Annotated in this window: 14 protein-coding genes; 7 read left to right on the top strand and 7 right to left on the bottom strand. The window is 70.3% G+C overall.

Going from position 1 to position 13,070, the window contains the following annotated elements; translation table 11 throughout:
- Nucleotides 1-42 precede the first annotated feature (42 nt).
- Nucleotides 43-465, bottom strand: a complete 423-nt coding sequence (locus AB0M73_RS02155) for a peptidase inhibitor family I36 protein (protein WP_363885763.1) — start codon at nucleotides 463-465, stop codon at nucleotides 43-45.
- A gap of 202 nt (nucleotides 466-667) precedes the next feature.
- Between AB0M73_RS02155 and AB0M73_RS02150 the strand changes: the two genes are divergently transcribed.
- On the top strand, nucleotides 668-1,264 hold the full coding sequence (locus AB0M73_RS02150; protein WP_363885761.1) for a short chain dehydrogenase: 597 nt from the start codon (nucleotides 668-670) through the stop codon (nucleotides 1,262-1,264).
- On the opposite strand, the gene AB0M73_RS02145 is transcribed toward AB0M73_RS02150, so the two are convergent.
- A complete protein-coding gene (locus AB0M73_RS02145) occupies nucleotides 1,252-2,055 on the bottom strand; it encodes an SAM-dependent methyltransferase (protein ID WP_363885759.1) in 804 nt (267 codons plus the stop codon). The two genes, AB0M73_RS02150 and AB0M73_RS02145, sit on opposite strands and share 13 nt — an antisense overlap.
- Before the next feature lie 85 nt (nucleotides 2,056-2,140).
- Here AB0M73_RS02145 and AB0M73_RS02140 point away from each other — a divergent pair, with 85 nt between their 5' ends.
- Genes AB0M73_RS02140 through AB0M73_RS02120 form a run of 5 tightly spaced genes read left to right on the top strand, consistent with a single transcriptional unit; the run spans nucleotide 2,141 to nucleotide 6,753 of the window.
- Nucleotides 2,141-3,079 (top strand): Lrp/AsnC family transcriptional regulator, encoded by a 939-nt coding sequence (locus tag AB0M73_RS02140; RefSeq protein ID WP_363885758.1) that lies wholly within the window; start codon nucleotides 2,141-2,143, stop codon nucleotides 3,077-3,079.
- Between the two features lie 53 nt (nucleotides 3,080-3,132).
- Nucleotides 3,133-3,747, top strand: a complete 615-nt coding sequence (locus tag AB0M73_RS02135) for a DUF899 domain-containing protein (RefSeq protein ID WP_363885755.1) — start codon at nucleotides 3,133-3,135, stop codon at nucleotides 3,745-3,747.
- A gap of 29 nt (nucleotides 3,748-3,776) precedes the next feature.
- The gene (locus tag AB0M73_RS02130; RefSeq protein ID WP_363885753.1) at nucleotides 3,777-4,562 is read left to right on the top strand and encodes an alpha/beta fold hydrolase; all 786 of its coding nucleotides are present in this window, start codon (nucleotides 3,777-3,779) and stop codon (nucleotides 4,560-4,562) included.
- 8 nt (nucleotides 4,563-4,570) lie between these two features.
- On the top strand, nucleotides 4,571-5,461 hold the full coding sequence (locus tag AB0M73_RS02125) for a catalase family peroxidase (RefSeq protein ID WP_363885751.1): 891 nt from the start codon (nucleotides 4,571-4,573) through the stop codon (nucleotides 5,459-5,461).
- Between the two features lie 41 nt (nucleotides 5,462-5,502).
- Complete coding sequence (locus tag AB0M73_RS02120; RefSeq protein WP_363885749.1) at nucleotides 5,503-6,753, top strand: TetR family transcriptional regulator; 1,251 nt, start codon at nucleotides 5,503-5,505, stop codon at nucleotides 6,751-6,753.
- A 6-nt stretch (nucleotides 6,754-6,759) separates the two neighbouring features.
- Here the strand turns inward: AB0M73_RS02120 and AB0M73_RS02115 are convergent, their stop codons facing one another.
- On the bottom strand, nucleotides 6,760-8,118 hold the full coding sequence (locus AB0M73_RS02115; protein ID WP_363885747.1) for a phenylacetate--CoA ligase family protein: 1,359 nt from the start codon (nucleotides 8,116-8,118) through the stop codon (nucleotides 6,760-6,762).
- A gap of 35 nt (nucleotides 8,119-8,153) precedes the next feature.
- On the opposite strand from AB0M73_RS02115, the gene AB0M73_RS02110 reads away from it, so the two are divergent.
- Nucleotides 8,154-8,540, top strand: a complete 387-nt coding sequence (locus tag AB0M73_RS02110; RefSeq protein ID WP_043717100.1) for a hypothetical protein — start codon at nucleotides 8,154-8,156, stop codon at nucleotides 8,538-8,540.
- Nucleotides 8,541-8,641: 101 nt separating this feature from the next.
- Here AB0M73_RS02110 and kstD read toward each other — a convergent pair whose 3' ends face one another.
- The 4 genes from kstD to AB0M73_RS02090 all read right to left on the bottom strand — a co-directional run bounded on the left by kstD (nucleotide 8,642) and on the right by AB0M73_RS02090 (nucleotide 13,046).
- The gene (gene kstD / locus AB0M73_RS02105; protein ID WP_363885745.1) at nucleotides 8,642-10,390 is read right to left on the bottom strand and encodes a 3-oxosteroid 1-dehydrogenase; all 1,749 of its coding nucleotides are present in this window, start codon (nucleotides 10,388-10,390) and stop codon (nucleotides 8,642-8,644) included.
- Between the two features lie 114 nt (nucleotides 10,391-10,504).
- The gene (locus tag AB0M73_RS02100; protein ID WP_363885743.1) at nucleotides 10,505-11,395 is read right to left on the bottom strand and encodes a TauD/TfdA family dioxygenase; all 891 of its coding nucleotides are present in this window, start codon (nucleotides 11,393-11,395) and stop codon (nucleotides 10,505-10,507) included.
- Entirely contained in the window at nucleotides 11,392-12,276 is an 885-nt protein-coding gene (locus AB0M73_RS02095; RefSeq protein WP_363885741.1) for an ABC transporter permease, read from the bottom strand. The genes AB0M73_RS02100 and AB0M73_RS02095 overlap by 4 nt, the downstream gene beginning before the upstream one ends.
- Nucleotides 12,273-13,046, bottom strand: coding sequence for an ABC transporter ATP-binding protein (locus tag AB0M73_RS02090; protein ID WP_363885739.1), 774 nt, complete (start codon nucleotides 13,044-13,046; stop codon nucleotides 12,273-12,275). Before AB0M73_RS02090 ends, AB0M73_RS02095 begins: the two co-directional genes overlap by 4 nt.
- Nucleotides 13,047-13,070 lie beyond the last annotated feature (24 nt).

Genomic DNA, 13,070 nt, shown 5'->3' with positions numbered 1-13,070 from the left:
GCCGGCGCCGAACCGACGAGCCGCGTGGCGGCACCGGCTCGCTCAGCAGTACTTCATCGACGAGATCTTGTCGTTGATCCAGCTCGGCAGACCGGGCCACTTCTCGAAACCGTGGATCTTGAACTCCAACCCCTTCCCGAAGGGGTCGGAGTAGAAGCACACGGTGTGACCGGTCGTGTTCACGATCGACGAGATCACGTCGTCATAGCGCTGCTGGCCTCCCCCGAGAGGGTTGCCGCCATTTCCGAAGTTGTTGACCAGCCCTCCGTTGATCCCGGCGGAAACACCGAAGGGCGCCTTGTAGTTGTCGTCGCCCCATGTGCAGATCTCGAAGCCACAACCCGGCCCCGCCGGGATGTCGAATTTGAGGGCGTTCTCGGCCTGGGCCGCCGGCCCGGCCATCGTCAGCGACACCGCGGACAGCGCCAACGCGGCCACGGTCGCACCGATATTTCGAATTCTCACCAGTTCTCCTGTTATCCGGATTCACCGCTTCCACGAGGAGACATCAGGAGTTCGGCCACTTCAAGGCGATCCGCCCGCGCGCGCAGGTGGTCACGTTCGATCCGACGGACCCGTTCGCACGGGTGATGCAGCGTGCGTCTTCGGAGCTGTGGCGCGGGCCTCGGAGACACCTCACCGCCGGCCGAGCATCTACCGTGGGGCTATGAGGATTCTGCTGGTGGGTGCGACGGGCAAGCTGGGCACGGCGGTGCACGAGGAACTGGCCGCGCGCAAGCACGAGGTGGTGACGGTGGCCCGCAGCGGCGGCGACCTCCGGTACGACGTCACGGATCCGGCGCAGGTCGCGGACATGTACGGCCAGGTGGGCCAGGTGGACGCGGTGGCGTTCACGGCGGGCACGACGCCGTTCAAGCCCATCGAAGAGCTGACGCTGGACGACTACCAGGCGGCGCTGACGGGCAAGGCGCTGGCCCAGGTGAACCTGGTGCGCGAGGGCCTGGGCCATGTGGCGCCGCGCGGATCGTTCACGCTGATCACGGGCATCCTGGCCCGGGAACCGATCCGCACGGGGGCGGCGGCGTCGCTGGCCAACGGCGCGCTGGAGGCGTTCGTCCGGGCGGCGGCGATCGAGATCGCGCCGCGGCGGATCAACGCGGTGAGCCCGAACGTGTTCACCGAGGCGCTGGACGGCTACGGCGAGTTCTTCCCGGGCATGGGCTCGGTGTCGCTGGCCGACGTGGCCCAGGCCTACGTCCGCTCGGTCGAAGGCCTGCAGACGGGCCAGGTCTACGCCCTCTGACCGTCCACACGGGACGCCTGCACCAGGTAGCCGTGGCCGACGCCGGGGGTGCCCCGGGGAACCTCGGGGTATCCCCACCGCCCGTACGAACTGCCGACGGCGTCGAACAGGGACGTCTCACACGACCAGCCGTCGAGCAGCGACTCGGGCTCGTCGGTGCCGAACCGCCAGGTCATGTCCAGGCCGGCGAACCGCTCCAGCATGGGCCGCATCGCCGCACTGTCCAGAAGGGACTGACCGACGAAGTCGATGAGCAACCGGCTGCCGGGCGCCGACAGCTCGGTGATGCCGTCGATCAGCCGGCGGACGTCGTCGGCGGTCAGGTACTGGACCAGACCCTCCACGGTCCACACCGTCGGCCGTGACGCGTCGAAACCGGCGTCCAGCAGGGCGGGCGCCCACGATGCGGCCAGGTCGACGCCGACGTCGTGGCGTTCGCCCAGAGGCGGCGCGGCGATGAGCTCTTCCTTGAGCCGCAACACCTCCGGTCGATCCAGCTCGTACACGACAGCGTCCCGCAGCACGTCGAGCCGATAGGCCCGCGAGTCCATGCCGGCGGCGACGATCACCAACTGCTCGGGACGCAGCGCGGTCAGCCGGTCGTCGAGAAACCTCGTCCGCACGGCGATGGTGGAGTTCTCGCCGAACTCCACCATGAGCTGACGGCCGACGTCGCCGGCGAGGCGGTCGGCGAAAGGATCCACGAACAGGTGATCGGGACGCCGGGACTCCAGCGCCCGCAGCGCCGCGGTCAGCCGGCCGGTGAGGGCTACCTGGTCGAGTTCGTTCATGGGCCAGAGCCTGCCGCCGCAAGACCGAACGAGCCACTGCCAACGGCATCCCTGACGGAATCCGAAGTGCAACTACCCTGTTCTGGTGGATTCACTCGACCGGCAGCTGGTGCATGCGCTCGGCGTGGACGGCCGCGCCTCGTTCAGCCGGATCGCCGCGGCACTGGACCGCTCCGATCGCACGATCGCCCACCGCTACCACCAACTCCGCGCGGCGGGCCTGCGCGTGGTCGGCGTGGTCAACGCCCGCCGGGCCGGCCACGTGGACTGGCTGGTGCGCATCAGATGCGCCCCCGACGCGGCCGCCACCGTGGCCGCGGCCCTGGCCCGCCGCGACGACACCAGCTGGGTGGCCATCCTCTCCGGCGGCACGGAGATCACCTGCATCACCCGGATCCGCACGGGCGAGGACTACCTGCTGCTGGAACGCCTGGCCCGCACGCCCCGCATCAACGGCGTGACGGCGCACTGCATGCTCCGCGAGCTGGCCGGCGTCGGCGGCTGGCCCGGCCGCGTCTCCGAGTTGACCAGCGACCAGATCGAGGCGATCCGCCCACCCCACACCGAAGCCGGCCCCGTCGGCGACCTCACCACTCAGGACTGGGCCCTGCTCGGCGCGCTGGCCATCGACGGCCGCACGACCTACCCACGCCTGGCCGCAGTGACCGGCTGGTCGGAATCCACCGTCCGTCGGCGCCTGGCCGAGCTGCTGGCGGCCGAGATCCTGTACCTGGACGTGGACATCGATCCCGCGCTGTTCGGCTACGGCTGTCAGGCCGTCATCTGGCTGACCGTGCGCCCGGCGGCGCTGAACACCGTGGCGCAAACGCTTGCCGGGCACCGGGAGATCGCCTTCGCGGCCGCCACCACCGGCGCCAGCAACATCTTCGCCTTCCTGGTCGTGCGCGACCTCGACGAGCTCTACGACTACCTGGCCGACCGGATCGGCGGCCTGCCGGGCGTGCTCCAGGTCGACACGGCCCCGCTGGGGCGGCAGGTGAAATCCGCCGGCCGGATCGTGTAGAGAATCGCGAACCGGCTCCGACCAAGGGGTGACCGACCCGAAAAGGAGCCGTGATGAAGGTTGTGGAGCCCGAGCAGTGGCAGGCCGCGCTCAAGGAGCTGCAGGTCCGTGAGCAGGAGCTGGCCGCCGTCCAGGAGTCCGTCCGCACCGCCCGCCAGCAGCTGCCGATGGTCCGCGTGGACAAGAAGTACGTCTTCCGGGGCGCCGACGGCGAGGTGAGCCTGCCCGACCTGTTCGAGGGCCGCCGCCAGCTCATCGTCTACCACTTCATGTTCGACCCGAGCTGGCAGCAGGGCTGCAAGTGGTGTTCCTACCTGGTCGACAACATCGGCCACCTGTCGCACCTGCACGTCCGCGACACCACGCTGGCCCTGGTGTCCCGGGCCCCGATCGAGAAGATCCTGCCGTTCCGCGAGCGCATGGGCTGGACCGTGCCGTGGTACTCCTCGCACGACAGCGACTTCAACGACGATTTCTCGGCGACAGTGGACAAAACGGAGCAGGGTGGCGCCAGCGTCTTCCTCCGCGAGGGCGACGACATCTACCACACCTACTCGGGCTTCGGGGAGGCGATGGACATGGTCCACACCATCGACAACTACCTGGACCTCACTCCGCTGGGCCGCGGCAGCAGCATGAGCTGGCTGCGTCACCACGACGGGTACTGACCGGTCCCGGTTGGACGAACTACCATGGCGTGAACCGGGGGGACGCCATGGAGTGGGACATTCGGGTGCACGGCCCGCGCGACGCGGCGGCCTCCGTGCTGCTGCTGTCGGGCGGGCTGAGCACCGCCGAGTTCTACGCCGAAGTGGTGGCCAGGCCCGAACTGGCCGGCCTCAAACTGGTCGCCGCCACGCTGCCCGGCCACGGCGGTTCGCCGCCGCCGGACGATCCCGGCGTCGAGGCGTGCGCGCACGAGGCCATGAAGCTGGCAGGCGAGCACGACTGCGCGGTGGTGCTGGGTTACAGCATGGGCGCCAACGTGGCGCTGGAAATGGCCGCGACCGAGGGCTTCACCGGCCCGATCGTCCTGCTGGGGCCCAGTTTCTCCGTCCGCGACGAGCTGCTGACGCTGCGCGTGCTCGACCGGCTGGCGCTCGTGCTGGGCTCGCTGCCGTACCGGATCATGCTGGGATTCACGGATGTGGCGCTCAGTGCCGCACAACTGCCGCCGGAGCGGCGAAACGTGCTCGGAAACGAGGTGCGGAAGAACAGTCCGGGCCAGATCAGGCGGCTGATCCGGGCGTATCTGGACTACCTTCGGGGACACGGGTCCGTCGCCTCGCGGCTGTGCGACACCGGTGTGCCGGCCTGGGTCGTGCACGCCGAACGCGGTGACGGCGGGCTCACCGCGGCCGAACGCCGCATCCTGACCGCCTGTGCCACCACCACGGTGGTGACCGTGCCGGGCACGAGTTGGTTCCTGCCCAACGAGAAGCCCGAGCTGGTCGCCGGCCTGATCCTCGGAGCGCTACCTTGACCGACCCCGTGACCGTTGTCGACGCGATGGAGCGGATGTCCGGGCTGCATCCCGGTTTCCGCCGGGCCCACGCCCTCGGCCGCTGCTACGACGCCGTGTTCACCCCGTCCGGCGCGGCCGCCGCGTACACCACGGCCGAGCACCTGGCGGCCGAGCCGACGCCGGCGATCGTCCGCTACTCCAACACCGCCGGCGATCCGGGCGAGCCGGACGGCGGCGCCACGGTGGTGCGGGGCATGTCGGTGAAGTTCCTGTCGCCGGAGACGGACCTGGTGTCGCTCAACGTGCCGGTGTTCATGGCGTCCACGCCGGCCAAGTTCCTGGACATGACCCGGGCGCTGACCGACAAGCCGCGGGACAGCCAGGAGCGGGCCGACGCCGTGATCGCGTTCATCACCGCGAACCCGGAGTCCGTCAACGCCTTCCAGGAGGCGGCCACCATCCCCGTGCCGGAAAGCTACGCCACCATCCGGTTCTGGGCCCAGCACGCGTTCGTCTGGGTGGGCCCGGACGGCGTGCGCCGGTTCGTGCGCTACCGCTGGGAACCCGAGGCCGGACTGCGCCACCTGACGGCGGCCGACACCGCCGACTGGGGGCCGGGTCACCTGCTGGACGAGGTGACCGAGCGCCTGCCGGTCTCCTTCCGCCTCATGGTGCAGTTCGCCGGGCCGGAGGACCCGACCGCCGATCCGACGCAGGCCTGGCCGTCCGACCGGCCGGAGATCGACGCCGGCCGCCTGGTGATCTCGAAACCGGTGGCGGACCAGGAGTTCTGGGACCGGAGCGTGTTCGATCCGACCCGGTTGACCGACGGGATAGAGCTTTCGGACGATCCCGTGCTGGCGTACCGGAAGCGGGCGTACGCGGAGGGACACCGCCGCCGGGCGGCTGGTCACTAGTCGTCCACTGTGGAGCGACCCATCTGCGGTACGCTGGGCCCATGCGCGAGACCCGCATCCTGGACGCGGCGGCCGAGGTGTTCGCGTCGCAGGGCCTGTCGGCCACCCTCGCCGACGTCGCCAAGCAGGCCGACGTCGGTGTGGCCACGGTGTACCGGTGGTTCGCGAGCAAGGACGACCTGGTGCACGGCGTGTACGCGGCGCGGGTGACCGAGGCCGAGGAGCTGGCCCGGGTCGCCGCCGTCGCGACCGACCCGTGGACGGGGATGGCCGCGTTCCTGGAGCGCATGGCGGTGGACATCGCCGCCGACAAGGGCTGGCACGAGCTGCTCACCGGTTCCTACGCGGAGATACTGGGCTGTGCCCGCACCGGCCTGGTGGATCTGGTCGAGGCCGCCCAGCACCGCATCGCCGAGCACGTGGCGGCGCTGGTGCTGCGGGCCAAGGAGGCCGGGCAGCTGCGGGCCGACTTCGAGCCGTCCGACCTGATGCCGCTGGCGTTGTCCGTGCAGGCGGCGGGCGATCTGCGCCAGCGGGCGGTCGGTTTCCTGCTGGACGGCCTGCGGGTGGCGCGGGACCGGCCGAGCGCGCTGCCGGCCCCGGTCCAGCGGGACCGGGATTCGGTTGCCCTGGACCGGATGCGCCGGTCCGGCGCGCGGCCGCCGTTGCGGGGCCGGGAATCCCCGTCGCAGCTGGACGTGATCGTGCGGACCGCGCTGGAACTGCTGGACGAGTCCGGTTTCGACGCCGTGACGCTGCGGGCGGTGGCGGCGCGGATCGGCGTGCGGCTGAACACCGTGTCCTGGCACGTGAAGACCAAGGCCCGGCTGCACGACCTGATGGCCGACGCGGTGCTGGCCGAGATCGACCTGGACGGCCTGCCGGAGGACTGGCGGGAACGGGTCAGCGCCCTGGCGCACCGTTATCGGCGGGCGCTGTTGTCGCATCGGGACGGCGGCCGGCTGGTCGGCAGCACCTTCGGCGCGGAGCCGGCCACGCTGGCCGCCGCCGACACGCTCGTGGCCGCGCTGCTGGACGGCGGCCTGCCGGCCCCGGCCGCGGCGTGGACGTGTTGGACGATCATCTACTTCACGTTGGGGCTGGTGCAGGAGGAACAGGGCACCCCGGGCACGCTGGCCGACGAGGTGGCCGGCACCGGGCGGTTCCCGTCGCTGGCGCTGGTGCTGCCGCACCTGGCCGACGACGAGTACGAGACCCGGTTCCGGTTCGGGCTCGACCTCATTCTCGCGTCGACGGCCCGGAATCTGGACGTCGCGGCCTCGCCCGCCTGAGGGAGCTCAGCGGCCGGTTCGGGTGTACCGGTGCTTCACGCCGACCGGGAAGTACTCGGGGTCGCCGGCCGGCCGCAGCTCCACCTCGGGCAGCTGCCGCTCGGCCGGCACGTAGTGGGCGAACTCGCTGTTCAGCCGGAGCAGCTGGTCCCGGATCGAGACAGCCACCGCATCGACGTCGCCGGTCCTGCCCGGCGCCAGCTCGACGGTGATCCGCAGCCGTCGGTCGCGGTTGTCGTCCTCGACCGCCTCCAGCACGAACTTGCCCGTCACGAAGTCGCTGATGCCCGGCTGCTCCAGGCCGACGGTCACGTTCTCCGGATACACGTTGGCGCCGAAGAACGACACCGTGAACAGGGACCGGCCGAACACGAAGACGAACGGCAGCTCGTCGCCCTCCGGCGGCTCGAAACCGTTGGCACGGCAGAACTCCAGCATCTCGGCGTGCCCGATGACGCCGCCCTCGTCGGCGATGTGGTAGCGGATCAGCGGGATTCCGTTGTCACCGCTGAACAGCAGCGTGCCCTCGTGCGTCTCGAAGTACCGGCTGGCCGGGTCGTACTGCACCAGCGTCGGCAGCCGGGAGTCGCCGAACAGCTCACGGGCCAGGTCCGGCCGGCCGGCCAGAAAACGCCTGATGCTGACGGAAAGCGCCGTCTCGTTGCCCAGGACGCCGGCGTCGGCCGTGCCGTACAGCGAGGCCACGTGACGGATCGGGTCCTCGATGGCCGCCCGCTGAGACACCAGGTCGCGCCACTCCTCGCTGAACACCTCGCCGGCCAGCACCAGTTTGACGTGGTACCGGTTCCAGTGTTCGCCGGAGTCGATGACGTCCTTGACGAACGGCGGGTAGCCCAGCAGGACCGTCTGGTCGAAGTGCTGGGCCAGCTCCGGGATCACCCGCAGGATCTCGGCCTTGTTGTTGCCCGGCGCGACCGTGGTGATCCGGTAGCCCCTGGCCGCCAGGTGCCGCACGCAGGCCAGCGTGAACAGGCCGCCGACCCAGGTGCCCAGCGGGAAGCAGATCACCGCCAGCGTCGACCTGCCGGCGGCGTCGAAGCCGTCACGGAAGATCTGCTCGAACCGCGCGGTGATGTGGACCTCGTCCTGGACCGACCGGGGCCAGATCGTGGGCTCCCCGCTCGACCCGGAGGAGACGGCGATCATGTCCAGCGCGTCCAGCCGGCCGTCACGGCACAGCTGCGGCAGCGGATACCGCCGATGGTAGGAGTTCTTGTCCAGCAGCGGCAGCTCGGCGAATCCGGTCACCTTGGCCGGATCGATCCCGCGCTCGGCCAGGAACTTGCCGTACGCCGGCACGGTCGCGGCCACGTCGTGGAACAGCCCCATCGGCTCGTCAATCACTCGGCCGACCCTACCCGGCGGAACTAGGATGAGCTGTGGCCGGCGCGGCTGTTGCCAACCTGCTGCTGTACCTCGTGCTGACGATGGTGCCGGCGGCCTTCTGCTGGCTGATCCTCCAGGCCCCTCGGATCATGGACTGGTTCCTCGTGCGCCGCCGCGGCCCCAGCCCCACCGGCCCCTCCATCCAGTTCCTGGCCCAGCGCCTCCGGCACGTGCACCGCACCCTGCTGGACTTCGAGCCCGGCACGCCCGCCGTCCGCCGCTACGCCGCCCGGCAGGCCTACGACGACCTCCTCCGCCAGGCCTGCCACGCCCTGGACATCGACCAGCACCTCGACGACTTCCCCGAAGGCATGGACAAGGAGATCGAACGCCTCCGGGTGGAAGAGTCGCTCCGCCGCGCCGGCCTCCACATCCCCTGACCCGCGACCGAACACCCCCGCGAGTCCTGCCCAGCGTCACACCGAAAGCGTGAAACCGTTTCGGCATTTCGGTGTGACTGTGGGCGGGACTCGCGGGGGGTTCAGGTGGTGGCTATGTCGTTGGCGGCGACGTAGCCGAAGGTCATGGCGGGGCCGATGGTGGAGCCGGCGCCGGCGTAGCTGTGGCCCATGACGGCGGCGCTGGCGTTGCCGGCGGCCCACAGGCCGGGGATCACGGAGCCGTCCTCGCGCAGCACCCGGGCCCGGGCGTCGGTGACGAGGCCGCCCTTGGTGCCGAGGTCGCCGGGCACGATCTTGAAGGCGTAGAAGGGCGCCTCCCACAGCGGAGCGAGGCAGGAGTTGGGGAACACCGCTGGATCGGTGTAGTAGTGGTCGTAGGCGCTGCGCCCCCGGTTCTGGTCGGCGTCGACGCCGCTGAAGGCGAAGCCGTTGAAGCGGTTGACGGTGGTGCGCAGCGTGGCCGGCGGGACGCCGATCTTGGCGGCGAGATCCTCGATGGACCAGGCGTTGGCCACCGAGCCCGACTGGTACCAGGCGTCGGGCAGCGGCAGCGCGGGCAGCACGTCACGGAACAGGTAGCGGTTGCGGTAGTTCTGGTCGGTGATCAACCAGGCGGGAATGTCCGGCGCGCCGGGGTTCTTGTCGTACATGACGTGCACGACGTCGCTGTACGGCGCGGCCTCGTTGACGAACCGCTGCCCGGCCTGGTTGACCAGGATGCTGCCCGGCAAGGTCCGCTCGGCCAGGCAGAAGTACGGCTCGTCGGGCAGCGGAATGGCCGGGCCCCACCAGGAGTCCTCCATCAGGTTCAGCGCGGCGCCGAGGCGGTGGCCGGCCTGGATGCCGTCGCCGGTGTTCTCCTTGGCCCCGACCGTCCAATATGTAGTGATCGGCTGCCGCTGGTACTGCACGCGCATGTCGGCGTTGTGCTCGAACCCGCCGGACCCGATGACCACACCGCGGCGGGCCCGCACCAGGCTCGGAACTCCGTTGCTGGTAACGACAACACCGGTGACGCGGTCGCCCTCGACGTGCAGGTCGGACAGCGGAGTGTTGAGCCACACGGGAACATTGGCCCCCATGAGCCCGGCGCGCAGGCCCGCGGCCAGCGCCTGCCCCATGGTCAACGGCTTCTGCCCGGCGGACGTGGCGGACGTGCCGCGAGCGAGGCAGCCGGCCGCGACGGCGACGCCCTTTGCGTTGACAGCGGCCAGGTTCAGCCACTTGTACTCGGAGCTGAACACCACGAGCCCGGCCGGCACGGCCAGATACGACGGGTTCAGGTGGGCGAGCTCGGCCCCGAGCAGGTTGCCGTCGAACATGTCCGGCTCGATGGACCGGCCGTTGGGCATGCCGCCGGGCAGCTCCGGGTAATAGTCGCTGTAGCCGTCCATGAAGCGGAAGCGCAGCGGACTGTTGTTGAGGACGAAGGAGATCATCGCCGGGCCGTTGTCCAGGAACGCCTTCTGCCGCTCGGGCGTCGAGCCGTTGCCGACGACAGCGGCCAGGTACTGGGTGGCTTTGGCGTACGTGTCGGGCACGCCGGCCGCGAGCACGACGGGGTTGTTGGGGATCCAGATCCCGGCCCCGGACCGCGCGGCGGAGCCGCCGAAGGTCGGGGCCTTCTCCACCACCACGCAGCTCAGGCCGCGCTTGGCGGCGGTCAGCGCCGCGGTCATGCCGGAGGCGCCGGAGCCGACGACGACCACGTCGTACTCGCCGAGCACGGGCAGACTGCTTGCCCCCGCCGGGAAACGACCCAGCAGGGTGGTGGCGACGGCGAGACCGGAGCCGCGCAGGACCTGACGACGAGAGAGAGATTCGGGCATGGCATGGGCCTCCATCGACGGTGACGACCGGCCGGCCCAGCCATGATCCCGAAAATCCCGCCCCCGTCGACCCGCCGAACGGCGGACATCGGTGTTGTCCCTGGCGGACAACGGTTATGTGTAATGCTCCGCCTCGTCGCCCTCGATGACGTAGCTGGCCGCGCCGTCGACGCCGACCGGGACATCGCCGGCCAGGGTGACACGGTGCAGCAGCCGGGGCAGGTCGCCGTAGTCGTCGGGGGCGTAGTGCTGGGTGCTGCGGTTGTCGAAGAAGATCAGGTCGCCGGGCGCCCAGCGCCAGCGGGCGATGTTCTCCGGCCGCGTCACGTACGACTGGAGCAGGCGCAGGATGTCGTGCGACTCGGTGGCGTTGAGCCCGACGATGCGCTGCGCGAAGCCGCCGATGAACAGGCCCCGCTCGCCCGACTCGGGGTGGACGCGCACCACCGGATGCGCGGTGCGGTACTTGCGCGAGGTGAACACCTTGCGCCGCTCGGCCGCCACCGAGCTGGCCGGCGGATCGGCGTAGTCGTAGTCGTTGGTGTGCACGGCCCACAACTTGTCGGCGAACTCCCGCAGCGGCGTCGGCAGGTCGTTGTACGCGGCGACGGCGTTGGCCACCAACGTGTTCCCGCCGTACGGCGGTACCACGAGCGACCGCAGCGTGCTGGCCTTGGGCGGAGTGCGCACGAAGGTGACGTCGGTGTGCCAGCGGTTGGCCCGCACGCCCTCCTCCCCGTTCACGGCCAACACGTGCGGCTGCCCCTCGACGGACGGCACGGTCGGGTGGGCGCCGGTGAGTTCCCCGAACAGCCCGGCGAAGCGGGTCTGGCCGGCGTCGTCGAGGTGCTGCTCGCGGAAGAACAGCACCTTGTGCTCGACCAGGGCGGCGTTGATCTCGGCCACGATGGCCGGCTCGATGCCGGCGGCGAGGTCGACGCCGACGATCTCGGCCCCGATCCGGCCGCCCACCCGGCGCACCTCGAATCCTGTTGTCGTGGTCATGACTGTTCCCTTCGCCAGGACGTGAACCGTCGTTCCAGTGCGACCAGCAGCTGGTTGAATGCCACCCCGATGACCGAGATGGTCACGATGCCCGCGTACATCTGCGGGATCGCGAAGTTGAACTGCGCGGCGTTGACCAGGTAGCCGAGGCCGGCTTTGGCCCCGACCATCTCGGCCGCCACCAGCACCAGGATGGACACCGCGCCGGCCAGCCGGATCCCGGTGAACACGGTCGGCGCGGCGGCCGGCAGGATCACCTTCTGGAACAGCCGCAGCGGCGGCAGATCCAGGGAGCGGGCCAGTTTCAGCAGGGTCGGGTCGACCGTGCGGACGGCGCTGATGGTGTTGAGCAGGATCGGCCACACGCAGGCGTACAGCACGATCGACACCTTGGATGTCTCGCCGATACCCAGCAGCAGCACGAAAACCGGCAGCAGGGCCAGGGCTGCGGTGTTGCGGAACACCTCCAGCAACGGCCCGAGCAGGTCGGCGACCGGGCGGTACCACCCGATGAGCAGCCCGAGCGGCACGGCGACCGCGACCGCCAGGCCGAAGCCGGACAGCGATCGACCGAGGCTGGCCAGGGTGTTGTCCAGCAGCTGGCCGTCGAGCACCAGCTGCCACCACGCCACCACGACCTCGGAGAACGGCGGCAGGAAGGTGGCGTCGACCAGGCCCAGTCGCGGAGCCACCTCCCACACGGCCAGCAGGGCGACGATGGCGACCGAGCGGTAGAGGATCCTACGCAGGACACCGAGGGACCGATTGCGGGCCAAGGCAATCGCGACCTCGACCGCGCTCGCCCCGCCCGACGGCCGCCCGGCGATCTCCGCCACGTTCACCCTGGCCGCGCGCCGCTCGGCAATCTCCGTCGCGCTCATCTCGCCACCTCCAACCGCTGGGCCCGCGCCACCTCGTCGTGCAGCAACTCCCAGATCTCGTGCCGGTGCCGGGCGAACTCCGAGCTGGAGCGCAGATCCCGGACCTCCTGCCGGCGTCCCAGGTCGATTCGCACGGTGCGCTTGACCCGGCCCGGCCGTGACGTCAGCACAGCGACCTGCTGTCCCAGGTAGACGGCCTCGTCGATGCTGTGCGTGATGAACACGATGGTCTTGCCCGTGCGCTCCCAGATCCGCAACAGCTCATCCTGCAGCGACTCCCGGGTCTGCGCGTCGAGCGCCGCGAACGGCTCGTCCATCAACAGCACCTCCGGGTCGTAGGCGAGGCTGCGGGCGATCGCCACCCGCTGCCGCATACCACCGGACAGCTCGTGCGGATGGTGGTTCTCGAAACCGGTGAGCCCCACCAGCTCCAGGAACTCGCGGGCTCGCTCGCGCCGCTGCCGGCGTGGGATCCCGCTGGCCTCCAGGCCGAATTCGATGTTGCCGAGCGCGGTTCGCCACGGCAACAGGGCGTACTGCTGGAACACGATGCCCCGATCGAGCCCGGGGCCTTCGATCGGCTTGCCGTGCAACAGAAGTTGGCCGCTGGTGGGTGTGGTCAGGCCAGCCAGCAGGTCCAGCAGCGTGGACTTGCCGCAGCCGCTCGGACCGACCAGCACCACGAACTCGCCGGCCGCCACGTCCAGGTCGATGCCGTCCAACGCGGTGAAGGCGCCGAAGTCCTTGGTCACGCCGCGCAGGCTGATCACGGTTCCACCCCGTTGACGCCGATC

The organism is Kutzneria sp. NPDC051319, from assembly GCF_040682195.1.
Lineage (GTDB): Bacteria > Actinomycetota > Actinomycetes > Mycobacteriales > Pseudonocardiaceae > Kutzneria.
Note: the sequence above shows the minus strand (reverse complement) of the source record. Positions and strands in the feature narration are given on the sequence as shown.